24 protein-coding genes are annotated in these 26,338 nt (G+C 71.6%); 10 read left to right on the top strand and 14 right to left on the bottom strand.

Annotated features, from left to right (window positions below):
- Positions 1-56: 56 nt before the first annotated feature.
- The 3 genes from purM to ABT324_RS26710 all read right to left on the bottom strand — a co-directional run bounded on the left by purM (position 57) and on the right by ABT324_RS26710 (position 4,570).
- On the bottom strand, positions 57-1,169 hold the full coding sequence (gene purM / locus ABT324_RS26720) for a phosphoribosylformylglycinamidine cyclo-ligase (protein WP_351183013.1): 1,113 nt from the start codon (positions 1,167-1,169) through the stop codon (positions 57-59).
- A 107-nt stretch (positions 1,170-1,276) separates the two neighbouring features.
- Positions 1,277-2,803 (bottom strand): amidophosphoribosyltransferase, encoded by a 1,527-nt coding sequence (purF, locus tag ABT324_RS26715; protein ID WP_502949803.1) that lies wholly within the window; start codon positions 2,801-2,803, stop codon positions 1,277-1,279.
- A gap of 480 nt (positions 2,804-3,283) precedes the next feature.
- A complete protein-coding gene (locus ABT324_RS26710) occupies positions 3,284-4,570 on the bottom strand; it encodes an MFS transporter (protein WP_351183009.1) in 1,287 nt (428 codons plus the stop codon).
- A gap of 72 nt (positions 4,571-4,642) precedes the next feature.
- On the opposite strand from ABT324_RS26710, the gene ABT324_RS26705 reads away from it, so the two are divergent.
- Positions 4,643-5,518: a LysR family transcriptional regulator gene (locus ABT324_RS26705; RefSeq protein ID WP_351183007.1), complete on the top strand. Its 876-nt coding sequence runs from the start codon at positions 4,643-4,645 to the stop codon at positions 5,516-5,518.
- A gap of 104 nt (positions 5,519-5,622) precedes the next feature.
- Here ABT324_RS26705 and ABT324_RS26700 read toward each other — a convergent pair whose 3' ends face one another.
- From ABT324_RS26700 to ABT324_RS26685, 4 genes are all read right to left on the bottom strand, one after another.
- Positions 5,623-6,009 (bottom strand): sterol carrier family protein, encoded by a 387-nt coding sequence (locus ABT324_RS26700; protein WP_351183005.1) that lies wholly within the window; start codon positions 6,007-6,009, stop codon positions 5,623-5,625.
- Positions 6,010-6,533: 524 nt separating this feature from the next.
- A complete protein-coding gene (locus tag ABT324_RS26695) occupies positions 6,534-7,334 on the bottom strand; it encodes a DNA-binding response regulator (RefSeq protein ID WP_351183003.1) in 801 nt (266 codons plus the stop codon).
- 255 nt (positions 7,335-7,589) lie between these two features.
- Positions 7,590-8,765, bottom strand: a complete 1,176-nt coding sequence (locus tag ABT324_RS26690; RefSeq protein ID WP_351183001.1) for a S8 family peptidase — start codon at positions 8,763-8,765, stop codon at positions 7,590-7,592.
- A gap of 288 nt (positions 8,766-9,053) precedes the next feature.
- On the bottom strand, positions 9,054-9,455 hold the full coding sequence (locus ABT324_RS26685) for a PRC-barrel domain-containing protein (RefSeq protein ID WP_351183000.1): 402 nt from the start codon (positions 9,453-9,455) through the stop codon (positions 9,054-9,056).
- Positions 9,456-9,630: 175 nt separating this feature from the next.
- Between ABT324_RS26685 and ABT324_RS26680 the strand changes: the two genes are divergently transcribed.
- Both ABT324_RS26680 and ABT324_RS26675 read left to right on the top strand, forming a co-directional pair.
- Positions 9,631-10,209, top strand: a complete 579-nt coding sequence (locus tag ABT324_RS26680; protein ID WP_351182998.1) for a type VII secretion system-associated protein — start codon at positions 9,631-9,633, stop codon at positions 10,207-10,209.
- A gap of 68 nt (positions 10,210-10,277) precedes the next feature.
- The gene (locus tag ABT324_RS26675) at positions 10,278-12,155 is read left to right on the top strand and encodes a glycoside hydrolase family 15 protein (protein WP_351182996.1); all 1,878 of its coding nucleotides are present in this window, start codon (positions 10,278-10,280) and stop codon (positions 12,153-12,155) included.
- 61 nt (positions 12,156-12,216) lie between these two features.
- Here ABT324_RS26675 and ABT324_RS26670 read toward each other — a convergent pair whose 3' ends face one another.
- Positions 12,217-14,331, bottom strand: a complete 2,115-nt coding sequence (locus ABT324_RS26670) for a putative bifunctional diguanylate cyclase/phosphodiesterase (RefSeq protein WP_351182994.1) — start codon at positions 14,329-14,331, stop codon at positions 12,217-12,219.
- A 594-nt stretch (positions 14,332-14,925) separates the two neighbouring features.
- Between ABT324_RS26670 and ABT324_RS26665 the strand changes: the two genes are divergently transcribed.
- A complete protein-coding gene (locus ABT324_RS26665; protein WP_502949802.1) occupies positions 14,926-15,651 on the top strand; it encodes a lysozyme in 726 nt (241 codons plus the stop codon).
- A 93-nt stretch (positions 15,652-15,744) separates the two neighbouring features.
- Positions 15,745-16,803, top strand: a complete 1,059-nt coding sequence (locus ABT324_RS26660; protein ID WP_351182992.1) for a pentapeptide repeat-containing protein — start codon at positions 15,745-15,747, stop codon at positions 16,801-16,803.
- Between the two features lie 65 nt (positions 16,804-16,868).
- On the opposite strand, the gene purL is transcribed toward ABT324_RS26660, so the two are convergent.
- The 3 genes from purL to purS are packed head-to-tail and all read right to left on the bottom strand — an operon-like array spanning position 16,869 to position 20,058.
- Complete coding sequence (gene purL / locus ABT324_RS26655; RefSeq protein WP_351182990.1) at positions 16,869-19,148, bottom strand: phosphoribosylformylglycinamidine synthase subunit PurL; 2,280 nt, start codon at positions 19,146-19,148, stop codon at positions 16,869-16,871.
- A complete protein-coding gene (gene purQ, locus ABT324_RS26650; RefSeq protein WP_351182988.1) occupies positions 19,145-19,822 on the bottom strand; it encodes a phosphoribosylformylglycinamidine synthase subunit PurQ in 678 nt (225 codons plus the stop codon). The genes purL and purQ overlap by 4 nt, the downstream gene beginning before the upstream one ends.
- Complete coding sequence (gene purS / locus ABT324_RS26645; RefSeq protein ID WP_351182986.1) at positions 19,819-20,058, bottom strand: phosphoribosylformylglycinamidine synthase subunit PurS; 240 nt, start codon at positions 20,056-20,058, stop codon at positions 19,819-19,821. The genes purQ and purS overlap by 4 nt, the downstream gene beginning before the upstream one ends.
- Positions 20,059-20,325: 267 nt before the next feature.
- On the opposite strand from purS, the gene ABT324_RS26640 reads away from it, so the two are divergent.
- The 4 genes from ABT324_RS26640 (at position 20,326) to ABT324_RS26625 (ending at position 22,493) form a co-directional block, all read left to right on the top strand.
- Positions 20,326-20,730 carry a hypothetical protein gene (locus ABT324_RS26640; protein ID WP_351182984.1) on the top strand — a complete coding sequence of 135 codons (405 nt, stop codon included), beginning with the start codon at positions 20,326-20,328 and terminating at the stop codon, positions 20,728-20,730.
- Between the two features lie 97 nt (positions 20,731-20,827).
- Positions 20,828-21,283 (top strand): NAD-dependent epimerase/dehydratase family protein, encoded by a 456-nt coding sequence (locus ABT324_RS26635; RefSeq protein ID WP_351182982.1) that lies wholly within the window; start codon positions 20,828-20,830, stop codon positions 21,281-21,283.
- Positions 21,217-21,816 (top strand): Rossmann-fold NAD(P)-binding domain-containing protein, encoded by a 600-nt coding sequence (locus ABT324_RS26630; protein ID WP_351182981.1) that lies wholly within the window; start codon positions 21,217-21,219, stop codon positions 21,814-21,816. Before ABT324_RS26635 ends, ABT324_RS26630 begins: the two co-directional genes overlap by 67 nt.
- A 41-nt stretch (positions 21,817-21,857) precedes the next feature.
- Positions 21,858-22,493, top strand: coding sequence for an MBL fold metallo-hydrolase (locus ABT324_RS26625; RefSeq protein WP_351182979.1), 636 nt, complete (start codon positions 21,858-21,860; stop codon positions 22,491-22,493).
- Positions 22,494-22,592: 99 nt separating this feature from the next.
- Here the strand turns inward: ABT324_RS26625 and ABT324_RS26620 are convergent, their stop codons facing one another.
- Both ABT324_RS26620 and ABT324_RS26615 read right to left on the bottom strand, forming a co-directional pair.
- Positions 22,593-22,964: an ATPase gene (locus tag ABT324_RS26620; RefSeq protein WP_351182977.1), complete on the bottom strand. Its 372-nt coding sequence runs from the start codon at positions 22,962-22,964 to the stop codon at positions 22,593-22,595.
- A 131-nt stretch (positions 22,965-23,095) separates the two neighbouring features.
- Positions 23,096-23,989: a phosphoribosylaminoimidazolesuccinocarboxamide synthase gene (locus ABT324_RS26615; protein ID WP_351182975.1), complete on the bottom strand. Its 894-nt coding sequence runs from the start codon at positions 23,987-23,989 to the stop codon at positions 23,096-23,098.
- A gap of 138 nt (positions 23,990-24,127) precedes the next feature.
- Between ABT324_RS26615 and ABT324_RS26610 the strand changes: the two genes are divergently transcribed.
- The gene (locus ABT324_RS26610; protein WP_351182973.1) at positions 24,128-24,778 is read left to right on the top strand and encodes a TenA family protein; all 651 of its coding nucleotides are present in this window, start codon (positions 24,128-24,130) and stop codon (positions 24,776-24,778) included.
- Positions 24,779-24,816: 38 nt separating this feature from the next.
- Here ABT324_RS26610 and purB read toward each other — a convergent pair whose 3' ends face one another.
- On the bottom strand, positions 24,817-26,250 hold the full coding sequence (gene purB, locus ABT324_RS26605) for an adenylosuccinate lyase (protein WP_351182971.1): 1,434 nt from the start codon (positions 26,248-26,250) through the stop codon (positions 24,817-24,819).
- Positions 26,251-26,338: the final 88 nt, after the last annotated feature.

Raw genomic sequence — 26,338 nt, 5'->3', positions numbered from 1 at the left:
GGTGAATGTGCGACGCGGCCCCCGGACGGGTCCGGGGGCCGCGTTCAGCGCTCAGGTCAGAAGCGCGGGTGGTTGCCGCGCAGGACCACCCGGTCCTCCTCGCCCGCGTCCTCGACCGTGGGCTGCTTGGCGATCTCGCCGAGCACCCACGCCGGGACGTGGCGGGCCGTGAGGACCGCCAGGGCGCGGTCCACGTCCTCGGCGGTCACCACCGCGACCATGCCGATGCCCATGTTGAAGGTGCGCTCCATCTCCTCGGCCTCGACGCGGCCGCGCTGGGCGATCAGCCGGAACACCGGGTCCGGGGTCCAGCTGCCGCGGTCCAGCACCGCGGTCAGCCCGGCCGGGATCACCCGGGCCAGGTTCTCCGCCAGGCCACCGCCGGTGACGTGCGCGAACGTCCGCACGCCCGCCTCGGCGGCCAGCGCCAGGCAGTCCTTGGCGTAGATCCGGGTGGGCTCCAGCAGCTCCTCGCCGAGGGTGCGGCCGAACTCCTCGACGTGGCCCTCCAGCGGCATCCGGGCGATGTCCAGCAGGACGTGCCGGGCCAGCGAGTAGCCGTTGGAGTGCAGGCCGGAGGAGCCCATCGCGATGACCACGTCGCCGGGCCGCACCTTGTCCGCGCCCAGCATCGCGTCCGCGTCGACGACGCCGACGCCGGTGGCCGAGATGTCGTACTCGCCGGGCGCCATCATCCCGGGGTGCTCGGCGGTCTCGCCGCCCAGCAGCGCGCAGCCCGCCTGCACGCAGCCCTCCGAGATGCCCTTGACCAGGTCGGCGATCCGGTCCGGCACGACCTTGCCGACGGCGATGTAGTCCTGCAGGAACAGCGGCTCCGCCCCGCACACCACCAGGTCGTCGACGACCATCGCGACGAGGTCGATGCCGACGGTGTCGTGCAGGTCCAGGGCCTGCGCGACGGCGAGCTTGGTGCCCACCCCGTCGGTGGAGGAGGCCAGCACCGGCTCCTTCCAGCGGTCCAGCTTGAGCTGGAACAGGCCGGCGAACCCGCCGAGCGAGCCGAGCACCTCGGGCCGGGTCGCGCGCTTCGCCCACGGGCGCATCTTCTCGACCGCTTCGTCACCGGCCTCGATGCTCACCCCCGCAGCGGCGTAGGTGGCTTTCGGGCTATCGGGTTGGGCAGACCCTGCGAGCAGGTCTTCGGACACGACTGGCTCCACATTCTGGTGCGATTTGGGATTCGCCGGACGCGCATGTGTAGCACGGACAACGCTACGCGTCGACGGTGAACCACGGGGGGTCTTCGTGGGCGGGATCAGGGCCGTTGCAGTGCTTCGGCCGCGCCGTAGCCGGTCGGCAGCACCGGTTCGGCCGGTCCCGCCACGCCCCGTTCCTGCTCGCCCTCCAGCACGTACTTGCCGAGCTTGGCGTCGTCGGGCAGCGGGATCGGGTACTCGCCGTCGAAGCAGGCCGCGCACAACCGGGTGCGGGGCTGCTCGGTGGCCGCGACCAGGCCGTCCAGCGAGACGTGTCCGAGGCTGTCCGCGCCGATCGAGCGGCGCACCCCGTCCATGTCCAGGCCGTTGGCGATCAGCTCGGCGCGGGAGGCGAAGTCGATGCCGTAGAAGCAGGGCCACTTGACCGGCGGCGAGGCGATCCGCACGTGCACCTCGATGGCACCGGCCTCGCGCAGCATCCGGACCAGGGCCCGCTGCGTGTTGCCGCGCACCACCGAGTCGTCGACCACGACCAGCCGCTTGCCGCGGATCACCTCGCGCAGCGGGTTCAGCTTGAGGCGGATGCCGAGCTGGCGGATGGTCTGCGACGGCTGGATGAAGGTGCGGCCGACGTAGGAGTTCTTGACCAGGCCCTGGCCGTAGGGGATGCCGGAGGCCTGGGCGTAGCCGATCGCGGCGGGCGTGCCCGACTCCGGCACCGGGATCACCAGGTCGGCGTCCACCGGGTGCTCCTTGGCCAGGCGGCGCCCGATCTCCACGCGGGTGCCGTTGACCGAGCGGCCAGCGATGGTGGTGTCCGGGCGCGCCAGGTACACGTACTCGAAGATGCAGCCCTTGGGCTTCGGGTTGGCGAAGTGCTGGGAGCGCAGCCCGTCGCCGTCGATGGCCAGCAGCTCGCCGGGCTCGACCTCGCGGACGAACGAGGCGCCGACGATGTCCAGGGCGGCCGTCTCGCTGGCCACCACCCAGCCGCGCTCCAGCCGACCGAGCACCAGCGGACGCACGCCGTGCGGGTCGCGCACCGCGTAGAGGGTCTGCTCGTCGCAGAAGACCATGGAGAACGCGCCGCGCAGCGTCGGGAACAGCTCCATCGCCGCCTGCTCGATGCCCAGGTCCGCCGCGCGCGCCGCGAGCAGCCCGGTGACCAGGTCGGAGTCGGTGGTGGCGCGGTCGCAGGCGTTGGCCGGGGAGGAGGCGTTGGCCGCCACCGTGTCCACGCCCTCGGCGATGATCCGGTCGCGCAGCTCCCTGGTGTTGACCAGGTTGCCGTTGTGGCCGAGCGCCAGCCCACTGCCGGCGACCGTGGTGCGGAATGTCGGCTGGGCGTTCTCCCAGGTGCCGCCGCCGGTCGTGGAGTAGCGGGCGTGGCCGACCGCGACGTGGCCGCGCAGCGACGCCAGGGTCTGCTCGGTGAACACCTGGCTGACCAGCCCGGTGTCCTTGTAGACCAGGACCTGCGAGCCGTCGCCGACGGCGATGCCGGCGGCTTCCTGCCCTCGGTGCTGGAGGGCGTAGAGCCCGTAGAAGCTGAGCTTGGCGACCTCTTCGCCGGGAGCCCACACGCCGAAGACGCCGCATTCCTCGCGGGGCACGTCACGTTCGATGGGATCGGCGGAGGGGTCCGCGTGGGTACTTGCGTTAGCCGGTTCGGGCCGGTCGGTGACCACCGAGAACTCCCTGAAGGACGGAGCCGGAGTTACACCTCAGTGTAACGACGGGCCGTGCCAGGGATACCCGCTGGTGCCTCTGGTGCACCTCGAACCTGGTGCTGTGCGTCACCCGACGCCCGTGGTCAACCAGGTTCGCCCGCATCCCGCGACCACGACTCCGCCTCCGCGGGAGCGGCCCCCGGAGGCGAGGCAACGCCAGCTGGGGGCCTTGATCGGGAACCGGAGCACCGCCTCATGGGCAAATTTGGACGCCCCTCCTGGACCTGCTCACTGCACTGGTGACCAACGTCGCTCCAGGCGGCCTGATCCTCTTAAGCGCGCTGACCGGCACGACGCTCGAGTCCGCTGGTCACCCGTCACCACGTCCTTCGGCGCCCTCAGAGACCAGCAGGGCGCGGAAGGGACCGCTGGAGTTCACCCGGCGCCAACACCATCCGTGTTTTCGCAGGTCACCAGGACTCCTTGCTGCGGCGACGCCGGCCGGAAAGTCGTCCGCGGCGCTGGCCGGCGGGTCTTCCAGGCCCCGGCCAGTGCGGCAACCACCTGGACGACCCCGGTGACCACCAGCACCGGCCCGGCCCCGGCCAATCCGATGAGCGCCCCGCCGATGAGCAAGCCCACCGAGACTCCCCCGGAGTGCAGAACGGTCTCGGCGGTGAACGCGGCCCGCCGCTCGGCTCCGGAGGTTCGCCCGCTGATCAGCGCGTTGAGAGCTGCGATCCCCCAGGGCGTCGCTGCCCCGCCCACGGCGGCCACCACCGCGACACCGATCAGGTTCGGCGCGACGGCGGGCAGGACGACGAACACCGTCCCGAGTACCACCCAGGAGGCCACCATCGCCGCCACCTTGGGCAACCGGTCGATGACCACCGGCACCAGCAAGGAAGCAGCCACGGACGCAGTGCCGTAGCCACTCATGCCTGCCGCGATCAGAGCACCGGGCATGCCGTGCTCGAACCCCAGGACGGCCAGGCCCAGGGTGAACCCGAACCAGCAGAGCCCACCGACCCCGGCCATCAGGATCCCGGCAGCGACCTCCGGGTGGGAACGCAGCGCCCCCAGCACCGACCCCCTCCGCACAGCCCCGGCGGTGTCGTCGTGCTGCTCCTCGTGACGAGTGCGCTGGGCGGTGGGGACGGCCAGGACTGCCAGCGCGGACAGGACCACCACGACCGTCTCGCACCAGAGCAGTGGACCGGATCCCCACACCGCCACCAGCCAGGCCCCTGCGGGCGGCGCGAAGATCATCGAGACCCGGTGGGCCAGGTCCTGCCATGCCAACCACCGCGCCGCACCTGACTGGCCACCCCGGGCGACGTGCTCGTCGGCGAGATCCGAGACCAGCGACCGCTCGGCCGGTCCGAGCAGCGCGCCCGCGGCCCCGGTGACCAGTCCCGAAGCACAGAGCGCAACCGCCCCGACCTGGTCAACCAGGGCGGCCAGCGGCACAACGGCGAGCCCGGCCGCGTTCACCCCTATCACCACCGCCAACGCGGGGCCGCTGGTCAACCGGTCCCGCACGCCCCGCCCCCACCAGCCCACGGTCAGCAGGGGGAGGCCCGCCATGCCGCCGACCAGCCCGGTGGTCCAGGCCTGCCCGGTCTCCTCCAAGGCGACCAGGGACAGCGCGACCGCGGTCATCCGGGTCCCGATCCAGGTCACGAACGTGATCGCGGTCAGCAGCAGCAGTCCTCTACGCACCCGTCCATCCTGTGCCGCCGCAATCCGGGCGGGTAGAGATCGAACAGCACGCCGGGGTCATACGCTGGGAGCATGACCTCCCGCCTGCGGACCGAGGACCTGGCGCTCGTCGAGGCTGTGGCCCGGCACGGGTCGGTCGGGGCCGCTGCCAAGGAACTGCTGACCACGCAGCCGTCGGCCTCGCGCCGCCTGGCCGACCTGGAACGCCGCCTGGGCGTCAGGTTGTTCGAGCGGGACACCACCGGGGCCCGCCCGACATCCGCGGGGCGGGAGCTGGCCCGGAAGGCCACCCGGCTGCTGGCCGAGCTGGACGCCCTCCCCGAGCACGTCGCGACGGCGACGCAGTCACCGTCGTTGAGCCTGGGCACGATCCACGCGCTGGCGCCGATCGTGTTCACCGCCGCGCAGGTCGAGCTGGCAGGGCTGACCACCCACGCCGAGATCGATCACGGACCAGCCCTGATCGGCCAGGTCCACGAAGGACTCCTGGACGCGGCCATCGTCACCATCGCTGGGCAGACCGCCCTACCCCGCGGCCTGCACCGCACCCTGCTCGGCACCTCCGCACTCGTCCTGGTCCTGCCCGAGGGCACCCCGTCCCCGGCCGACGGGAAGCGCCCATTGGCAGGACGGGAGGTGTTGTACTCCTCGATCGACCTGAGTGGCGGGCACCTCCACGCCAGCCTGTCCAAGCTCGGCGCGGCCCCTCGGCCTGGCCCCACGATCGAGGCCACCCTCCGGATCGCCCGGCACCGCAGGATCCCGGCGCTGGTCCCCGACCTCGCCGCCCGCTGGTGGAACGACCCGACCGACCGGCTGCTGCCCTCACCCGTGGCGGGGAAGGTCACGCTCTCGCTGGTGACCCGGCCACCGCAACCCGCGTACCTGACCCGAGCACTGCCCACCTTGGCGGCGCGGATCCTGGGCGCACCGCAGGACAGCCCCTAGACTCGCGGGAACTCACGCGTCCACAACGGACACCCCGTTCGACTGACGACCAACCGCAGCGTTGCTGGACCCGTGAACCGCGACGTCCGCCCGGGACGGGGAGGTCATCCGCCGGTGCGGACCAGGGGGAGCCACTGGGAGATGTCGGCTCGGGTCCCGGAGGCGATGAGGGCGCCTTGGTCGACCGCTTCGGTCCAGGTGAGGCGGCCGGTGGCGAGCAGGAGCCAGGTGCGGGCGTCCGTCTCGACGACGTTGGGCGGGGTGCCCCGGGTGTGGCGGGGTCCGGCGATGCACTGGACCGCGGCGAACGGCGGGACGCGGACCTCGACGCTGTTGCCCGGCGCGACCTGCTCCAGCGTCCGCAGGCTCAGGCGCACGGCGGCGGCGAGCTCGGGGCGGGCCGGGCGCTGCGCGTCGTCGTCCAGCCAGGGGCGGACCGCCGCGACGGCGTCGCGCACTTCACCGGGATCAACGGCACGTCGACTGGGCATGCGCCCAGCCTACGAAAACCCGCCAACACCCCGCCCCGACCTCCGGTGTCCGACCCCGCCGTCCGCGGTCCCGCGATTCCCGCGGCAACCAGGTGCCCAACCTCAATGAGGTGATCCCACCGGCCCCTCTCAGGCGAGTCGTCGGAGAATGCACAGTTTCATTGCAACTGCAACCCCAGGCAAGCGCCGAAACCGCTTCCACCAGCACCCAGCGCTGATCGAACGCAAAAGACGCCTTCTCCGACCGAGCCGGTGAGAGGTTCCGTCCACTTCGGGCACGCGAGCGTGGCGACGCGTCGTCGGACGGTTTCAGTTTCAACTGAAACTGTAACCACCGGCGTGTCGGGCACGCGACACGCCGACATCGACACGTGGCTGTGGGCACGACCCGTGGGAGTGGCGCCGACGGGACTTCGCCGCGGACCGACGGGGGCGGCGGCGGGTGGGACTCGGCGATCTGGCCGGGTCCTCCGCGACTTCGACGGGGACCAGGTTGATCTCCACCGCCGTCGCGGGGGACCCGATCAGAGCCAGCCGAGCTTGACCGCTTGCATGCCCGCTTGGAAGCGGGTCTCCACGCCCAGGCGGGCGATCAGCTCGCGGACCCTGCGGTGGGCGGTCCGGGCGCTGAAGCCCATCAGTCGGCCGATCGTGTCATCCGTGGCGCCGGAGGCCAGCAGGGACAGGATCCACCGCTCCTCCTCCGTCGGCTGCATCTCCTGGCCGGACAGGTCCTGGGCCGCGGTGAACGGCGCGGCGAAGCGCCACATGTCCTCGAAGATCCGGCCGAGCGCGGCCAGCATCGCCGAGCTGCGCACCACGACCGCACTCTCCACGGTGTTCTCGCTCACCGTCAGCGGCATCAGCGCGATCTCGTTGTCGACCATGATCAGCTTGGTCGGCGCGACGTGGATCACCCGGGCCTGCTCGCCCTGCGCGACCAGCTTGGTGGTGATGTCCAGCTGCGGCGGCAGCGCCAACGCGGACCGGTCATAAAGCACCTGGTACTGCACGCCCTCGGCGAGCTTGCGCGATTCCAGCGAGTCCAGCGGCCCAGTCGTCACGTACGGCGGCTTGGCCACGCCCTGGACCAGTTGCGAAGCGTTGCGCTGGAGCTCGTAAGCCGCCCAGCCGACCCGCTTGGCACCGTGCACGACCTGCAGCACGCCACCGTTGCCGGACTGCGCCCGGGCAGCGCGGGTGACCGAGGCGACCTGCGCCCGCACGGCCCGCTCGGTGAGCGGCTCGGTGGTCGCGGTTTCCCTCGTCGGTTCGTCGACCGCGGTCGACGACTGCGCCAAGTCCTCGGTGTATCCGGGAAGCACGGCACACCCCTCCTCGTGTGCCCCAGCAGCACCGATTCAGCACCGGCACCGCGATGGACACTGAACACCCCCGTTGATGGCAACGTATCCACCGGGAACGATCGCTGGAACCGACTTTCGCACGATGGCGCGCAGCGACCTTGGATTGACCCCGTTCGGCCGCACCCCGGCGTCCCCCGAATGCAGCAGCGGACGCGACGCGGGCCCTTCCCGATCGTGGTCAGGAAGGGCCCGCGTTCGCATGTCGCTACCGGATCACAGGTCACCGATCTGCAGCAGGTCGCTGATCGTGCCCGACGGCGCGTTCTGGATCTTGTCGGTCGCCGCCTGGCCCTGCAGCCCGGAGATCACGTCCGCGGGGGCCGCGTCCGGGTTGGCCTGCAGGAACAGCGCGCCGACACCGGCCACGTGCGGGCTGGCCATCGAGGTGCCGCTCAGCGCCTCGGTGCCGCCGCCCGGGACGGTGGAGACGATGTCCACGCCGGGGGCGTAGCCCTCGACGGTGGCGCCGAAGTTGCTGAAGTCGGCGGAGCCGTCGTTCTCGTCCGACGCGGCCGTGGTGAACACGCCCTCGGCGCTGGCCGGGGACACGTTCTCGGCGTCCTGGCTCTCATTACCGGCGGCCACCGCGAGGAAGACGCCCTTGTTGACCAGGTTGGTCGCGGCCTCGTCCAGCGCCGGGTCCTTCGGGCCACCCAGCGACATGTTCGCCACCGACGGGCCGTTGGCGTTCTCGGCGACCCACTCGATGCCGGAGACGACCTGCTCGGTGGTGCCGCTGCCGTCGTCGCCGAGCACCTTGACGCCGACCAGCTTCACTCCCTTGGCCACGCCGTAGGTGTCGCTGCCGATGGTGCCCGCCACGTGGGTGCCGTGGCCCTGGTTGTCCGAGCCGTCGCCACCGTGGGCGTCGAAGCCGACCTCGGCGCGCCCGCCGAAGTCGGGGTGCGAGACGTCGATGCCGGTGTCGATGATGTAGGCGGTGACGCCCTCACCGGTGCCGGACGGGGCGTAGTTGCCGTCCAGCGGGAGGTCCGCCTGGTCGATGCGGTCCAGGCCCCAGGACTCGACGGCCTGCTTCTTGGCCGGCTCGACCTGGATGCGGTAGCTCTGGGAGACGTTCTCGACCTTGCTGCTGGCACGCACCTTGTCCAGCTGCTCGGGGCTCAGCTTCGCGGAGAAGCCGTTGATCGCCGAGTCGTAGACGTTGCGGGCCTGGACGCCGAGTTCCTCGGCGACGCCCTGGGCGGTGATGCCGTCCTTGAGGTTGACGATGTAGACGTCCGCGTCGTCGGCGCTCGTCACCTTGGCCTGCGGGTGCAGGACCAGCGGTGCGAGGTCGATCTGCGGCTGTGCGCCGGCGGGAGCCCCGGCGAACACGAGCGCAGCTGCGGCAACCCCTGCCCCGGTGCCGTAGAGCAGCTTCCTCATGTGTCCCCTCCGTTCCAGTACGCTCGGGTGGGGCCGAGCGAAGGTGTTTCACGGCGGAACGTAACCAGGGAAAACACTCGGACGGGTGATGTTGGCGATTTGTCGCCACACAATCGGACGGTGGGGTGAACGCATTCCCATCTCTGCTCGGCTTACCGGGAATGAGCAGGCAAAATCGCGCCCGCCGCGAGCAGCGGCGGGCGCGGTGGAGAATTCAACTAATCCTTTTCGCCCGGTTCTCCTGCGGCGGTCACCCGTGTGCGCCGGGTGACCGCACTGATTCCCCGATCAGGTGGCGGCGATCCAGCGCCGCAGCCGGAGGCGGACCGCCTCGACGTACTCCGCCTCCTCGGCGGAGCCGTCCGGGGCGACCCCGTAGGTCAACCCGTAGTGCAGGTACAGCGCGCGCTCCTGCGCCGGCGGGAGGTCGCCCTGGTCCAGGTCGACGCGCGGGGCCAGCCGGACCGCCTCCTTGCCGACCGCGACGGTGAGCGTGTCCCCGTCGAAGGCGGCGCCCTCCAGCGGCACGAAGCTCTCGTTGGTCCCGAACAGTCCGGTTTGGACGGTGACCCAGGCGGGCTGCTCGGTGTCCTCGTCGATGAACAGCTGACCGACGATGCCCACCCGATGACCGGCCGGGTCGAACACCTCGCACCCGAACATCCGCAACGCTTCCCGCTGACCGATCATCGCCGCCTCCCCTCCCCGAACACTCCCGCCAGTCTCCCCCCGGACCAGCCGCGACGGCACCTCGGAACGGCTGGTCCGAGGGGGGCCGCCCCGGCGCGCGCCCAGGTGCGGCTGGCACTCTCGGAGGTGTGCTCGGCACGAGCTGAGCGCGACGATCAACAGCACGGAGCCCGCGATGTCCGAAGCCACCCCGCCCGCACCGCCGATCACCGACGAGATGCGCGCGCACGCCGAGCAGAACCCCAACAGCTGGCTCTACATCACCGACCCCGGCTACGGAGCGGACGGCGGCGAGGTACCGCCGGAGGGCATCGTGGGCGCCTACCGGATCGGCCCGGACGGCGACATCGACGAGGACTTCCAGTTCAACGACCGCTACCAGCCGTCCACGTTGGTCACCGACCGGCCGGAGCCGACCAACGAGCTGGAGCGGGTGCTGGTCGAGATCGCCGAGGGGCGGCTGGAGGATTCCGCGCTGCCCGCAGCGGTCCTCGACGCCGAGCTGCTGCTCTACGCGCCGCGCGAGGACGACGCGATGCTCTACACCGCGGAGATGTCCGACGGCAGCCAGCTGCTCCCGGCCTGCACCTCGGCCGGGCGGGTGCCGTCGGACTGGCCGGGCTTCCGCCGGGTGCCGGGCAGCGCGCTGCCGGAGTTGCTCAACGGCCTGGCCCTCGGCCTCAACCTGCACGAAGCGGTCCAGGCGGTGATCCCGCACAGCGTCCTGGCGCGGACCGCGGCCGAGCGGTCGTGAGCGCGGATCACCGCAGCTCACGCGTCGCGGAACTGTGATCACCGGGAGTTGTGCTTAGCCTCGGACAGGTGACGGGTGATCAGCGGGACAGCGGGCCGGGGCCGATCGAGGACTACGCGCTGCTGTCCGACCTGCGCACCGCGGCCCTGGTCGGCAAGGACGGGTCGATCGACTGGCTCTGCCTGCCGCGCTTCGACGCGCCGTCCTGCTTCTGCCGACTGCTCGGCAGCGAGCGCAACGGGCACTGGCAGATCGCGCCGACCTCCCCGGTCCGCGAGGTGCGCCGCCGGTACCGGGACAACTCCCTGGTGCTGGAGACCGACTTCCACACCGACGACGGGGTGCTGCGGCTGATCGACTGCATGCCGCCGCACGAGCAGGACCACCACGCCCAGCCCTGCCTGGTGCGCACCGTGCAGGGCGTCTCCGGCGAGGTCGACGTCAAGATGCGCTGGGTGGTGCGGTTCGCCTACGGCGAGGCGGTGCCCTGGGTGCGCCGGGTGCGCGAGACCGAACCGGTGCTCGACGAGTTCATCCTGGCCATCGCCGGCCCGCACACCGCAGTGCTGCGCGGTGACGTCCTGCCGCTGCGCGCCGAGCACGAGCGGGCGCACGAGCTGGTCCGCACGGTGCGGGCCGGGGAGGCGCTGTCCTGGGCGATGCAGTGGTCACCGGACCCGGACGAGCTGCCCGCGCCGGTCGACCCGGTCCAGGAGATCCGCACCGCCGAGGAGTTCTGGCGGAGCTGGACCACGAAGATCTCGTACTCCGGCCCGCACTCGGCCGCGGTGCACCGCTCGCTGGCCACCCTCAAGGCGCTCACCTACGCGCCGACCGGCGGGATCATCGCGGCGCCGACCAGCTCGCTGCCGGAAGCGGTGCCGGGGGACCGGAACTGGGACTACCGGTACTGCTGGCTGCGGGACGCGACCCTGGTGCTGCTGGCGCTGGACAACTTCGGCTGCTCCGCGGAGGCGGCGGCCTGGCGCACCTGGCTGGTGCGCGCGGTGGCGGGCGACCCGGCTGACCTGCAGATCATGTACGGCGTCAACGGTGAGCGGCACCTGCTGGAGTGGGAGGCGGACTGGCTGGCGGGCTACCGCCGCTGCCAGCCGGTGCGCATCGGCAACGCGGCCTTCCGGCAGCTGCAGCTCGACGTGTTCGGCGAGGTCATGGACGTGCTGCACCTGGCCAGGGAACGCGGGCTGCCGGAGCGCGAGGAGACCTGGGCGCTGCAGCGCGGGATGCTGCGGCACCTGGAGCGGATCTGGCAGCAGCCGGACCGCGGCCTGTGGGAGGTGCGCGGCCCCGACCGGTACTTCACGCACTCCCGGGTGATGGTGTGGGTGGCCTTCGACCGGGCGGTGCGCGCCGCGGAGGAGGACGGGCTGCCGGGTCCGGTGCACCGCTGGCGGGAGATCCGCGACGCGGTGCGCGCGGAAGTGCTGGAGCGGGCGTGGAACCCGGAGGTCGGGGCGTTCACCCAGTACTACGGCTCGCGCACGCTGGACGCGGCGACGCTGCGGATCCCGTCGGTGGGCTTCCTGCCCGGCGACGACGAGCGGGTGGTGCGCACCGTGGAGGCGGTGCAGCGGGAGCTGCAGCACGACGGGGCGTTGGTCGACCGCTACACGGCAACTGATTCGCGCCACCAGGTCGACGGCCTGACCGGGCGCGAGGGCTCGTTCCTGGCGTGCTCGTTCTGGCTGGTCGAGGCCCTGGTTCACATCGGCCGCCGCGGCGAGGCCGAGAAGTTGTTCAGCGAACTGGTGGCGCTGGCCAACGACGTGGGGCTGTACGCGGAGGAGTACGACGCGGCGACCGGGTGCTTCACCGGCAACTTCCCGCAGGCCTTCAGCCACCTGGCCCTGGTCAACTCGGCGGCGGTGCTGCACGGCGGGGTCACCCGTGCCCAGCGCAACCGCCGCGACGGCCAGCCGGGCTGACCCCGCCACGGCGGGCCCGCAACTCCCACCGGGATCGCGGGGTGCCCGGGGCCGCCGCTGGTCAGTCCAGGTGGTCGGTGATGAACCTGGTGATCTCCTCCGGGGAACCGGGTTTGGCGAAGAGGTAGCCCTGGCCGGTCTCGCAGCCGATGTCGGCCATCCGGCGAGACTGGGCCAGCGTCTCCACGCCCTCCGCGGTGACCGTCAGGCCGAGGGCGTGCGCCAGGTCCACCAGGGTCGCCACGATGCGGGCGTCCACCGGGTCGGCTCGTTCCGCGTCGCGCAGGCCCTCCATGAACGAGCCCGCGATCTTCAGCTCGTGCACCGGGAGGTGGCGCAGGTAGGCCAGGTTCGAGTAGCCGGTGCCGAAGTCGTCGATGGCGATCCGCACGCCCATCTGGGACAGCGCGCGCAACGCGTCCAGCGGTTCGTCGGCGGTGCCCATGATCGCGCTCTCGGTGAGCTCCAGCTGCAGGCGCGAGGGTTCCAGGCCGGTCTCGGCCAGTATCGCCGCGACGTCGTTGACCAGGCCCGGGTCCCGCGACTGCCGCACCGCCAGGTTGACGCTGACGAACGGCGCCGCGGAGCCGAACCGGTCCTGCCAGCGCTTGGCCTGGCGGCAGGCCTGGCACAGCACCCACCGGCCCAGGGACACGATCAGCCCGGTCTCCTCGGCCAGCCCGATGAACCGGTCCGGGCCGAGCCGCCCCAGCTCCGGGTGCGCCCAGCGGACCAGCGCCTCCACCCCGACCACGTTCTGGTCGCGCAGGCCGATCAGCGGCTGGTAGTCGACGTAGAACTCCTCGCGCTCCAGCGCGGCGGGCATCTTCGCGGACAGGTGGAACTGCGCGACCTCGGTGGCGTTGCGCTCCGGGTCGAACAGCGCCCACTGGCCCTTGCCCTCGGCCTTCGCCCAGTACAGCGTCACGTCGGCGTCGCGCATCAGCTCGGCGGCGGTCTGCCCGTTCACCGGCCGCTCCACGATGCCGATGCTCGCGCCCACCGAAAGTTCGTGGCCGCCGATGCGGAACGGTTGCTCCAGCGCCTCCAGCACCGTGTCGGCGACCTCCACGGCCTGCTCGGTGCCCAGCGAGTTCTGCAGCAGGATCACGAACTCGTCGCCGCCCATCCGCGCGACGAGCCGGTCGTCGCCGTGCACCACGGCGGCGAGCCGGTCCGCGACCGCGACCAGCAGGTCGTCGCCGACGTGGTGGCCGAGGCTGTCGTTGATGACCTTGAAGCCGTCCAGGTCCATGTAGCAGAGCGCGACCCGGTCGCCGGGCCCGTGCTGGCGCAGGACGTTGGTGAGCCGCTCCAGGAACAGCGCGCGGTTGGGCAGCCGGGTCAGCGGGTCGTGCATCGCCTGGTGCCGCAACCGCTCCTGCAGCATCAGCCGGTCGGTGACGTCCTCGATCAGCGCCACCTGGTAGAGCGGCAGGCCGTCCTCGCCGCGGACCAGGGACACGATCATCTCGGTCCACACGGTGCCGCCGTCGGGGCGGATGAACTGCTTCTCCACCCGGAACTGGTCGCGCTCGCCGCGGACCAGCTCCTGGTACATCCGCCAGACGCTGTCCGGGTCGGCCGGGTGCATCATGTCGGAGACCAGCATGGTCCGGAGCTCGCCGGCGGAGCGGCCCATGATCCGGGTCAGCGAGTCGTTGACCTCGAGGATGCGGCCTTCCATGTCGCCGATCCCGATGCCGATGGCGGCCTCGGCGAAGATCGCGCGGAACCGCGCCTCGCTGGTGCGCAGGGCCTGCTCGACGGCGTCGCGGGCGTCCAGCACGGCCTGCCGGATGGCTTCCTGCTCGTCCAGCGTGCGCTTGCGGGCGGCCTGCACGAACCCGGAGCACAGGGCGCCCTGCAGCGCCGCGACCCGGCCGCGCCAGTGGGGGTTGCTCTCCAGGCCGAGGACGTCCAGCATCTCGTCGCCGATCAGGTTCACCGTGCGGGCCAGCGATTCGGCGCTGGTGAAGTGCACGGCGACGAGGTCGACGCCGACCTCGCGCGCGGCGGCGGTGTCGAACGGGTCGCTGAGCAGGACGTCGACCAGTCGGTCCGTGTAGCCCGACAGGCGGCCTTCGATCTCAGCGCTGGTCATGGGCACGTAGCTGGTGCCCATGAGCGCGTGCGCCCAGGCCGCCGCGAAGCGGCGTCGGTCGGCTCGGTTCACCTCGGCGGTCACCTCGTGAGCGCTTGGCACCGGCGCGGTCCAGCCAGTCATGCCTGGGGCGCCCTCCACTCGTACTCGCCTGGCCCGTTCTCGTTCGGAGCATACGACCGGATCGGTCCGGCGGTCGAACATCATGTGCGGCACCCGGGGTAAGCCGTAACCTCATCCGAGCAGGCCATCCGCGTGGCTCGCACGACGATCGATTACCGTCCGCCACCACGTCCTGGCCCGAGTACGGCTGTCATGATCGATCTGCTGGTTTCGACGCTCAGCCCGGCTTGGAGGTTGTGCTCGGCGCCGAACTACCCGTTGGTGGCCGGCAGTTCACCCTCAGCTGTCCGGATTGAGCCATTCCGGTTAAAAACTAACACAGGATCTACTTCCAACGAAAACCATTCGCGACACTTTCGGGGCAAGCCGCGTCGTCCCCGACGACGCACCGAATCCGATCACCAGGAGGCCCCGATGAACCGTCCGAGTGGACGTGGTCGCCGATTACGGCTGCTCTCCCTAGCATCGATGATCTGCGCAGGTGTCGTCTTCCTGTGCGCGCCCGCGCTGGCCAGCACCCCCCTGCCCGGAAGGGATTCCGCCATGGGCACGCAGACCAGCTCCGAACCGGTGACCGACACCCCGATGGGCTCGCAGATCCGCAAGCACGAGGGCGGTGGCGAACTGCCCGCCCCGGAGCCCGCGGTCGACCCGCTGGCCACCGTGGCCGGCATGGACGTCAGCAGCCACCAGGGCAACGTCGACTGGAACTCCTGGTGGAACCAGGGCATGCGGTTCGCCTACGTCAAGGCCACCGAGGGCACCGGGTACAAGAACCCGTACTTCGCCCAGCAGTACAACGGCTCCTACAACGTGGGCATGATCCGCGGGGCCTACCACTTCGCGCTGCCGGACCGCTCCAGCGGCGCGGCCCAGGCCAACTACTTCGTGGACAACGGCGGCGGCTGGTCGAAGGACGGCAAGACCCTGCCGGGCGCGCTGGACATGGAGTACAACCCGTACGGCTCGACCTGCTACGGCAAGACCAAGAGCCAGATGACGGCCTGGATCAAGGACTTCAGCGACACCTACCACTCGCGCACCGGCCGCTGGCCGGTCATCTACACCAGCACCACCTGGTGGAACCAGTGCGTGAGCGGTGACTTCAGCTCGACCAACCCGCTGTGGGTCGCCCGCTACGCGAGCACGGTCGGCCAGCTGCCGTACAACTGGGGCATCTGGACGATCTGGCAGCACACCTCCTCGCCGATCGACAAGAACGTGTTCAACGGCGCGTACGACCGCCTGCAGGCCCTGGCCAACGGCTGACACCTCGGCGAACCCGCGGTGCCGCTCCCGACGGCACCGCGGGTTCCCGCTGCCCGCCCCGGAACCACACCACCGCCCGGCAGAATCACGCGCATGGGTGAGCGCAAGGTCGGGTTGGTGGTGACCATCGCCATCGCGGTGGTGGTGCTGGTCGGCGTGAGCGCCGCACTGCTGGTCTTCGACCAGCGCACCACCGGCGCCGACGCGCTGCGCACCGGTGGGCTGGCCGCAGGCTCGGTCGTCGCGCTGTACGCGCTGTGGCTCAACGACCGCCGACGGCGCACCGAGGAGCAGCGGCAGCAGACCGAGCGGGAGCGTTACCAGCTGGAGGACCGGCGCGTCGAGCTGGACCGGGACCGGATCGCCGACGAGCGGTTCGCCCGCGCGATCGAGCTGCTCGGGCACGAGACCGACCAGGTCCGCGTCGGCGCGCTGCACGCGCTGGCCGGGCTGGCCCGCAACCGGCCCGACTACGCCCAGACCGTGCTGGACGTGCTGTGCTCCTACCTGCGGCGACCGTTCTCGCACCACCGCTACGGCGCCCAGTTCGTGGACCGTGCAGGGGAGGACGAGGCGGAGCGGAAGCTCCAGGTGCGCCTGACCGCGCAGCGGCTCGTGGTGGACCTGCTGTCGCGCGCCGACGATGCCGACGCCCCGGCCTACGACCTGGACCTGACCGGCGCGACGCTGGAGTACTTCGACGTCGCCGACCGCAGGATCGGCACCCTGACGCTGCGGTACGCGAAGCTGCACAGCGACAACAACTTCAGCCGGTGCCAGTTCCACGGGCCGGTGTGGTTCACCGCCGCCGTCGTCGGGCCGGGCCGGTTGCACGGGCGGTTCCGCTGCGACGACTCGGTCTTCCACCACCTCGCCTGGTTCCCCGGGGCGGAGTTCAACTCCCGGACCACCTTCCGCCGCACCTGCTTCACCGGCACCACCAGGTTCAACGAGACCCGCTTCGCCAACGAGCTGTCGATGGCCGACGCCGAGTTCCACGGGCACACCGACTTCCGCGAGGCGCACTTCGGGGCCGACACCGACCTGTCCGGCACCACCTTCCGCGGCGAGGTCGTGGCCACCGGCATCACCACCAGCCCGGACCACGACGTGGTCCTACCGCCCGAACTCGTGAGCGGCGATGGTGGTTAGAGCAACCATCCCCACTCACGACGAAGGGGCACCCGTGGCTCGGGTGCCCCTTCGTGTTGAGCGGATCAGCCGAACAACTTCGGCAGCGTGCCCTCCCAGGCCTCGCGGAGCTCGGTCAGCGGGATGTTCGCGACGTCCTGGATGTCCAGGGACTTCTCGCCCGCGTCGGCGACCCCGACCTTCGCCCACGGCAGACCGCGCGCCGTGCACATGTCGGTGAAGCGGGTCTCCTCGGTGCGCGGGACCGCCACCAGGACGCGACCCGCCGACTCGGAGAACAACCACACGAACGGGTCCGCGCCCTCCGGCAGGACCACCCGGGCGCCGCACTCGCCGACCAGCGCCGTCTCCACCAGCGCCTGCGCCAGGCCGCCCTCGGAGAGGTCGTGCGCCGCCGAGATCATGCCGTCGCGGGAGCCCGCGACCAGGATCTCCGCCAGCAGCTTCTCCCGCGCCAGGTCGACCTCCGGCGGCGTGCCGCCGAGGTGGTCGTGCACCACGCGCGCCCACTCCGAGCCGCCGAACTCCTCGCGCGTCTCGCCGAGCAGCAGGAGCGTCTCGCCCTCCTCACCGCCGATGCCGGTGGGGATGCGGCGGGTGACGTCGTCGATCGTGCCCAGCACGCCGACCACCGGGGTCGGCAGGATCGCCTTCTGCCCGGTCTGGTTGTAGAAGCTGACATTGCCGCCGGTCACCGGGATGCCCAGCGCCACGCAGGCGTCGGCCAGCCCGCGCACCGCCTGCTGGAACTGCCACATCACGCCCGGATCCTCCGGCGAACCGAAGTTCAGGCAGTTGGTGACCGCCACCGGCGTCGCACCGGTGGTCGCCACGTTGCGGTAGGCCTCGGCCAGCGCCAGCTGCGCGCCCGCGTACGGGTCGAGCCGGGTGTAGCGCGCGTTGCAGTCGGTCGCGACCGCGATGCCGCGCCCGGTCTCCTCGTCGATGCGCAGCACACCGCCGTCCGACGGCTGCGCCAGCACGGTGTTGCCGCGCACGTAGCGGTCGTACTGGTCGGTGACCCACGCGCGGGAGCACAGGTTCGGCGAGGCCGCCATCCGCAGGATGGTCTCGCGCAGCTCGTCCGGGGTGGCCGGGCGGGCCAGCGTGCTCGCGTTGTCCGCGGCGATCAGGTCCTGCTCGGCGGGCCGCTCCACCGGGCGCTCGTAGACCGGGCCCTCGTGCGCGACGGTCCGCGGCGGCACGTCCACCACCAGGTCGCCGTGCCAGAAGATCTCCAGGTTCTCGCCGTCGGTGACCTCACCGATCACGGTGGCGGTGACGTCCCACTTCCGGCAGACATCCAGGAACGCATCCACGTTGGCGGGCTCCACCACGGCGCACATCCGCTCCTGCGACTCGCTGGAGAGGATCTCCGCGGGCGTCATCCCGGTGGCGCGCAGCGGCACCTGGTCCAGGTCGACCCGCATGCCGCCGTCACCGGCCGAGGCCAGCTCGGAGGTGGCGCAGGACAGGCCCGCCCCGCCCAGGTCCTGGATGCCGACGACCAGGCCCGCGTGGTAGAGCTCCAGGCAGCACTCGATGAGCACCTTCTCGGCGAACGGGTCACCGACCTGCACGCTCGGCAGCTTCTTGCGGCCGGAGCCGCTCTCGTCGCCGTCGAAGGTCTCCGAGGCCAGCACGGACACGCCGCCGATGCCGTCCAGCCCGGTGCGCGCACCGAACAGGATGATCTTGTTGCCCTTGCCGCTGGCGTGCGCCAGGTGCAGGTCCTCGACCTTCATCACGCCCACGCACATGGCGTTGACCAGCGGGTTCCCGCTGTAGCACTCGTCGAAGACGACCTCGCCGCCGATGTTGGGCAGGCCCAGGCAGTTGCCGTAGCCGCCGACCCCGGCGACCACGCCGGGCAGCACCCGCTTGGTGTCCTCGGCCTCGGCCGGGCCGAACCGCAGCGGGTCGGCCACCGCCACCGGGCGCGCGCCCATCGCCATGATGTCGCGGACGATGCCGCCGACACCGGTCGCCGCGCCCTGGTAGGGCTCGACGTAGGACGGGTGGTTGTGGCTCTCCAGCTTGAACGTCACCGCCCAGCCGTCGCCGATGTCGACCACGCCCGCGTTCTCGCCGATGCCCGCGAGCATCTTCTCGCGCATCTCGTCGGTGGTGGTCTCGCCGAAGTACTTCAGGTGCACCTTCGACGACTTGTAGGAGCAGTGCTCGCTCCACATCACCGAGTACATGGCCAGCTCGGCGTCGGTGGGGCGGCGGCCCAGGATCTCCCGGATCCGGGCGTACTCGTCGTCCTTCAGGCCCAGCTCGCGGAAGGGCTGGTCGAGCTCGGGAGTGGTCCTCGCCTGCTCGACGGTGTCGATGTTGGTCACGCTGCCACCAGTGCATCCAGAACGGACAGGAACATGCCGAGGCCGTCATCGGTGGGGCCGGTCAGCGGGTCGATCGCGTGCTCGGGGTGCGGCATCATGCCCGCCACCCGGCCGCGCGCGTCGGTGATGCCCGCGATGTCGCGCTGGGACCCGTTCGGGTTCTCCCCCGCGTAGCGGAACAGCACCCGGCCCTCGCCCTCAAGCTCGTCGAGGACGGCCTGGTCGGCCATGTAGTTGCCCTCGCCGTGCTTGATCGGGATCAGCAGCTCGGCACCCGCGTCGTAGCGGGTGGTCCACGCGCTGCTGGTGTTCTCCACCTTCAACCACTGGTCGCGGCAGACGTAGTGCAGGCCCGCGTTGCGGGTCAGCACGCCGGGCAGCAGCCCGGACTCGCACAGGATCTGGAAGCCGTTGCACACGCCGAGCACCGGCATGCCCTTGCGGGCGGACTCCACGACCTCGGTCATCACCGGGGCGAACTTGGCGATGGCGCCGCAGCGCAGGTAGTCGCCGTAGGAGAAGCCGCCGGGCACGACCACCGCGTCCACGCCCTTCAGGTCGTGGTCGGCGTGCCAGAGGGTGACGGGTTCGGCACCGGCCCGGCGCACCGCGCGGGCCGCGTCGACGTCATCGAGGGTGCCGGGGAAGGTGATGACGCCGATCTTCGCGCTCACGCGTCCACCCGCCGGACTTCGTAGTCCTCGATGACCGGGTTGGCCAGCAGTGTTTCAGCGATCTTGGCGAGCGTGTCGTCGTCGACGTCGTCGGCGACCTCCAGCTCGAAACGCTTCCCCTGGCGGACTTCGGCGATCCCGTCGAACCCGAGCCGCGGCAGCGCATTCGCCACCGCCTGCCCCTGCGGGTCGAGGATCTCCTGCTTCGGCATGACGTCGACAACGACTCGGGCCACGGGTGCTGCTCCCGGTTTCCGTGCAGATCCGCCGGGACCCCGACGGATGGCCAGCAGTACTGCCAAAGCGTAACTGAGCTGGGAGTTCACCCCTCCGGGCAGGGGCACCGGGTGCGGTGCAGCTCACCACACCGGACTCTGCTGTGCCTTGCATCACACTTTCCCCAGCTCGTCTAAACCTTTGCCCCTCCCGGCCGTCTATCAGAGCGGGCACCACGGGGAGGTGCCCGGTGTTGATCCGAAGCCACTGAGGGGAAACGCATTCCGATGCGCACTTACAAGACCTTGCTGGGCGCGGCGCTGCTCGCCGGACTCGCGCTGACCACGACCGTCCCGGCCACCGCCGCACCGAGCCCCGCCCCGGCCCAGGTCGCGGTCGCCGAGCAGCCGCGGCTCACCGCCGACAAGTCCCAGGTCCGGGCGGGCAACACCCTGGTCCTGCGGCTCGACCACGGCCTGGAGGGCGTCAGCTGGATCTCGTCGGCCGCGTTCGTGCGCAACCGCGAGCACCCGGTGGGCGCGGACGAGGGCCTGGCCGAGGTGGTCACCGACAGGGACGGCGTCGCCGAGGCGGTGGCGACCATCGCCGACGTCCCGCCGGGGCAGTACCCGGTGCACACCCGCGTCGGCGGCGGCGCCGGACCGACGATGACCATCACCGTCACCGGCTGACCGCGACGCCGTGGGCACTCCGACCGGGGTGCCCACGGCGTTCACCGGTAGCGAGATCCATCGCCAGGACCGCGTCGTGTCCGGAAGTGTGCTGGGCATGCGGATCTTGGTTCTGGGCGGAACGGTCTTCGTCGGGCACGCGGTCGCCGCGGCAGCGCTGGAGCGCGGGCACGAGGTGGTCTGCGCGGCGCGCGGCACGAGCGGCGACGTGCCGGACGGCGCGGAGCTGGTGGTCGTGGACCGCGACCAGGGGCTCGCGGCGCTGGCCGGGGAGCGGTTCGACGCGGTCGTCGACGTCGCGCGCGACTACCAGTGGGTCCGCGAGGCGCTGGACGTCCTGGGTACCGCCGGGCACTGGACCTTCGTGTCCACAATCACGTCTACTCCGACAACAAAACTACCGGTCAGCGCACTGACGGCGCGCTGCTGGCGCCGATCACCGACTCCGCCGACACCAGCACGCCCGAGTCCTACGGCGGCATCAAGGTGGCCTGCGAGGACGCGGTGCGGGCGGCGGTGGGCGACCGCGCGTTCGTGGTGCGGCCGGGCCTGATCACCGGCCCCGGCGACCGCTCCGACCGGTTCGGCTACTGGCCACTGCGGCTGTCCCGCGGCGGGCGGGTGCTCGTGCCGGACACCCCCGGCTCACCTGTCCAGCACATCGACGTCCGCGACCTGGCCAGCTGGATCGTCACCGCCGCGGAACGCGGGCTCGCCGGGACCTTCGACGGCATCGGCCCGGTCACCACGCTCGGCGCACTGCTGGCCGACATCGCCGCACTGGTCGCGCCGCCCGGCACCTCGCTCGCGGCCGTCGCTCCCGAAGCGCTCGAAGCGGCCGGGGTGCAGCGCTGGGCCGGGCCGAAGTCGCTGCCGCTGTGGATCCCGGACGACCACGACGGCTTCGCCTCGCACGACCCCGCTCCCTCGCTGGCGGCCGGGCTGCGCATCCGACCACTGGCCGAGACGGTGTCCGCAGCGCTGGCGACCGAGCGGGCGCTGGGAGCCGACCGCGCGCGCGGGGCCGGGCTCACCGCCGACGAGGAAGCCGAGCTGCTCAAGGCGCTGCCCAGCCGCGACTGGTGATCGTGCGAGAGTGGTCGAGCCGTCTGACGAGGAGGAACACCGTGCAGATCACCCACTTCGGACACTCGTGCGTGCTGGTCGAGAACGGGTCGACGCGGCTGCTGCTCGACCCGGGGACGTTCTCCGCGGACTTCGAGGACCTGCGCGACCTGGACGCCGTGCTGGTCACCCACCAGCACCCCGACCACCTCGACCTGGACCGGCTGCCCGCGCTGCTGGCCGCCAACCCGGGTGCCCAGCTGGTCGTCGACCCCGGTTCGGCGGCCTCGGTCGAGGAACGCGGCCTGACCGCGACCACCGCCCGGCCGGGCGACGCGCTCGAACTCGGCGGCGCGGCGGTCACCGTCGTCGGCGGCGCGCACGCGGTGATCCACCCGGACATCCCGGTGGTCGACAACATCGGGTACATCGTCGACCACGGCGCCTTCTACCACCCGGGCGACTCGTTCCACGTGCCGGAGCAGCGCATCGACGTCCTCGGCCTGCCGACCGCGGCCCCTTGGCTGAAGCTCTCCGAAGCGGTCGACTTCCTCCGCGCCGTCGCCCCGCGCACGGCGGTCCCCATCCACGAGGCGGTCCTGGCCGCCCCGCAGATGCACTACCGCATGTTCGAGAACCTCCGCCCGGAAGGCACCACCGTCCAGGTCCTGCAGAAGGCCACCCCGGCCACGGTCTGATCCCAGGGTCCCGCCACCAGCGGGACGTCAGGGGGCTTGCGTCCTCACCGACGGTGCGAGTTCCCCGAGCCCGATCCGGCAAGCCTCGGCCTGCCCGGGTCAGTCGTCGTCCCGGTCATCCACGTCGTCCACGTCGTCGTGGTCGAACTGGCCGTCGCAGTCGTCGAACCGGTCGTCCCGATCGTCGTCGAACCGGTCGTCCCGATCGTCATCGAACCGGTCGTCCCAGTCGTCATCGAACCGGTCGTCCCAGTCGTCGTCGAAGCGGTCGTCGAGGTCGTCGTCGACGCACACCGGGGCGGGCTGGACCTGGTCCGGGACCTGGGGCTGGGGCTGGGGCTGGACAGTGGGGAGCGGGGCCGGGGTGGGCGTGGTGCTCGTGCCAGCCAGGGCGACTCCCGTGCCACCGAGGGCCAGGGCCGCCACCGCCGCGCCCGCCACCAGCCAGGTCCGCTTCGTCTTCCGCATCATCGTGCTGCCTCTCGCTCGGGCTTTCCCCTTGACGAGAACCAGCTTCGGTGGTGCGCGTGAGGTCGCCCTGAAGGTCCGATGAAGGGATCCTCATCGGACTCCGCAGCCCCGGAAGCGCGCCCGGCCGCCGGTCAGGCTTCCGGGGTCGGCCAGTCGGCGAAGGAGCGGCCGGTGATCCGCTCGTAGGCCTCCACGTAGCGGTCGCGGGTCGCCGCCACCACGTCGGCGGGCAGGGACGGCGGCGGGGTGTCCGAGGCGCGGTCCCAGCCGGAGGCCGGCGAGGTCAGCCAGTTCCGGACGTACTGCTTGTCGAACGACGGCTGCACCTGGCCCGGCTGGTAGCCGTCCGCGGGCCAGTAGCGCGAGGAGTCCGGCGTCAGCACCTCGTCGCCGAGCACCAGCGAGCCGTCGGGCGCCAGGCCGAACTCGAACTTGGTGTCCGCCAGGATCACGCCGCGGCCGCGCGCGTGTTCCGCCGCCCGCTGGTACACCCGCAGCGTCACCTCGCGCAGCTGCTCGGCGCGCTCCGCGCCCAGCTGCGCGGCGACCGCGTCGAAGCTGATGTTCTCGTCGTGGTCGCCGAGCTCCGCCTTGGTGGCCGGGGTGAAGATCGGTTCCGGCAGCTGCGAGGCCTCGACCAAGCCGGCGGGCAGCTCGACCCCGCACACCGCGCCGGTGCGCTGGTAGTCGGCCAGCCCGGAGCCGGTGAGGTAGCCGCGCGCGACGCACTCCACCGGCAGCATCTCCAGCCGCCGCACCAGCAGTGCGCGGCCGCGCACCTCACCGGGGATGCGCGGGTCGTCGGCGCTGACCAGGTGGTTCGGCACCAGGTCGGCGAGCAGCTCGAACCAGTACACGCTCATCGCGGTGAGCACCCGGCCCTTGTCCGGGATCGGCGTGTCCAGCACGTGGTCGTACGCCGAGAGGCGGTCGGAGGCGACCAGCAGCAGGTGTTCGTCGTCCACGGCGTGCAGCTGGCGGACCTTGCCCGCTGCGATCTGGGGGTAATCGGCGAGTGCAACCACGTGCCGGATTCTCCCCCACCGGGGGCCGGGCGCCCGCACGCGGTGGTAGGAGTGACCCGGCTCGCCTGGCGGCGGACGCCGGTGCGCCGGAAACCCGGTGCCAGCCGAGGCACCGGGCCTGGACCCAGGAGGACACCCGTGACCGAGACATTCACCGACTGGCTCCGCCAGCGCAGCGAGCCCGACTGGACGGCGGTCATCACGCACCCGTTCACTCAGGCCCTGTTCGACGGGCTGGTGCCGGTCGACTCGATGCGCTCCTACCTGGTGCAGGACTACCAGTTCGTGGACGACTTCCTGGCGCTGCTCGGCTCCGGCGTCGCCAAGGCGGACCGCTACGCGTCGCGGCTGGCGATCGCGGGCAGCATCGGGGTGGTCACCAGCGAGGAGAACACCTACTTCCAGCGCTCGTTCGACGCGTTGGGGGTCGGCGAGTCCGACCGGGTGCACCCGCGGCTGGCCGAGGCGACGGTGGCGTTCCGGGAGCTGATGCAGGACACCAACGCGCGCGGCAGCTACGCGGAGGTCCTGACGGTGCTGACCGTCGCGGAGTGGTCCTACCTGGAGTGGGCGGTGCGCGCGCCGAGCGCGCTGCCGGAGAACTTCGTGCACGCGGAGTGGATCACGCTGCACAACAACTCGGGCTTCCAGGCGTGGGTGCGCTGGCTGTGCGGCGAGCTGGACCGGGTGGGCGCGGAGCTCGACGAGCGCGAGCGGGCCCGCTGCCTGCGCCTGTTCCAGCAGGCAACCCGCTGCGAGCTGGACTTCTTCGACGCCCACTGGGGCTGAGCGCGCAGCCGTGCCCGAGAGCACGGCTGCGCACGCCCTCAGAGGATGTCGGTGGGGCGGTAGGCCGCGGCCTCCGGGTAGCGGGCGGTGATCGCCTCGACCTGCGCGACCACGTCGCCGACCTGGGCCGCCGCCGCGCCGGTGAAGGCGAGGCGGTCCGCCAGCAGCTCCTCCAGCTGGTCGCGGGTCAGCGGCAGGCGGTCGTCGGCGGCCAGCCGGTCCAGCAGGTCGTTGCGCTCCACGCCCTGCTCGCGCATGGCCAGCGCCACCGCGACCGCGTTCTCCTTGATCGACTCGTGCGCGGTCTCCCGGCCGACCCCGGCCCGCACCGCGCCCATCAGCACCTTGGTGGTCGCCAGGAACGGCAGGTAGCGGTCCAGCTCGCGGGAGACCACCGCCGGGAACGCGCCGAACTCGTCGAGCACGGTCAGGAACGTCTCCAGCAGCCCGTCGAAGGCGAAGAACGCGTCCGGCAGCGCCACCCGGCGGACCACCGAGCAGGACACGTCGCCCTCGTTCCACTGGTCACCGGCCAGCTCACCGGTCATCGAGACGTAGCCGCGCAGGACCACCGCGAGGCCGTTGACCCGCTCGCAGGACCGGGTGTTCATCTTGTGCGGCATCGCGCTGGAGCCGACCTGGCCGGGCTTGAAGCCCTCGGTGACCAGCTCGTGCCCGGCCATCAGCCGGATCGTGGTGGCGACGTTGGACGGCGCGGCGGCCAGCTGGGCCAGCGCGGTCAGCACCTCGAAGTCCAGCGAACGCGGGTAGACCTGGCCGACACTGGTCAGGGTGCAGCCGAAGCCCAGGTGCCCGGCCACGCGGCGCTCCAGCTCGGAGAGCTTGCCCGCGTCACCGCCGAGCAGGTCCAGCATGTCCTGCGCGGTGCCGACCGGGCCCTTGATGCCGCGCAGCGGGTAGCGGGCGAGCAGCTCCTCCAGCCGGTGGAAGCCGACCAGCAGCTCGTCGGCGGCGGTCGCGAAGCGCTTGCCGAGGGTGGTGGCCTGCGCGGCGACGTTGTGCGAGCGCCCGGCCATCACCAGCTCGGCGTGCTCGGCGGCGAGCTGCCCGAGCCGCGCCAGGACGGCGACGGTGCGGTCGCGCACCAGCTCCAGGCTGCGGCGGACCTGCAGCTGCTCGACGTTCTCGGTCAGGTCCCGCGAGGTCATGCCCTTGTGGATCTGCTCGTGACCGGCGAGGGCGTTGAACTCCTCGATGCGGGCCTTGACGTCGTGGCGGGTGACCCGCTCGCGGGCGGCGATGGAGTCCAGGTCGACCTGCTCCAGCACCCGCTCGTAGTCGGCCAGCGCCGACTCGGGCACCTCGATGCCGAGGTCGGCCTGGGCGCGCAGCACGGCGAGCCACAGCTTGCGCTCCAGGATGATCTTGTGCTGCGGCGACCACAGCTCGACCAGCTCGGGCGAGGCGTAGCGGGCGGCGAGGACGTTCGGGATGCTGGGCTTGACCGTCACGAGCAGCCAGGATACCGGCGGGCGGTGCGCCGCCCGGCCGGGGGGGGGGGGGGCGGCCGGGCCCCCCCCCCCCCCCCCCGGCGCGGGC

The organism is Saccharopolyspora sp. NPDC000359 (genome assembly GCF_040300525.1).
GTDB lineage: Bacteria > Actinomycetota > Actinomycetes > Mycobacteriales > Pseudonocardiaceae > Saccharopolyspora.
The sequence above is the reverse complement of the archived record's forward strand: the minus strand, read 5'-3'. Positions and strand labels throughout refer to the sequence as shown.

Excerpts from the sequence above, each read along its gene's own strand:
- ABT324_RS26705 (WP_351183007.1), top strand. The coding sequence starts at position 4,643 with ATGACCTCCCGCCTGCGGACCGAGGACCTGGCGCTCGTCGAGGCTGTG.
- ABT324_RS26700 (WP_351183005.1), bottom strand. The coding sequence starts at position 6,009 with ATGCCCAGTCGACGTGCCGTTGATCCCGGTGAAGTGCGCGACGCCGTC.
- ABT324_RS26690 (WP_351183001.1), bottom strand. The coding sequence starts at position 8,765 with ATGAGGAAGCTGCTCTACGGCACCGGGGCAGGGGTTGCCGCAGCTGCG.
- ABT324_RS26685 (WP_351183000.1), bottom strand. The coding sequence starts at position 9,455 with ATGATCGGTCAGCGGGAAGCGTTGCGGATGTTCGGGTGCGAGGTGTTC.
- ABT324_RS26680 (WP_351182998.1), top strand. The coding sequence starts at position 9,631 with ATGTCCGAAGCCACCCCGCCCGCACCGCCGATCACCGACGAGATGCGC.
- ABT324_RS26665 (WP_502949802.1), top strand. The coding sequence starts at position 14,926 with ATGGGCACGCAGACCAGCTCCGAACCGGTGACCGACACCCCGATGGGC.
- ABT324_RS26660 (WP_351182992.1), top strand. The coding sequence starts at position 15,745 with ATGGGTGAGCGCAAGGTCGGGTTGGTGGTGACCATCGCCATCGCGGTG.
- ABT324_RS26640 (WP_351182984.1), top strand. The coding sequence starts at position 20,326 with ATGCGCACTTACAAGACCTTGCTGGGCGCGGCGCTGCTCGCCGGACTC.
- ABT324_RS26635 (WP_351182982.1), top strand. The coding sequence starts at position 20,828 with ATGCGGATCTTGGTTCTGGGCGGAACGGTCTTCGTCGGGCACGCGGTC.
- ABT324_RS26620 (WP_351182977.1), bottom strand. The coding sequence starts at position 22,964 with ATGATGCGGAAGACGAAGCGGACCTGGCTGGTGGCGGGCGCGGCGGTG.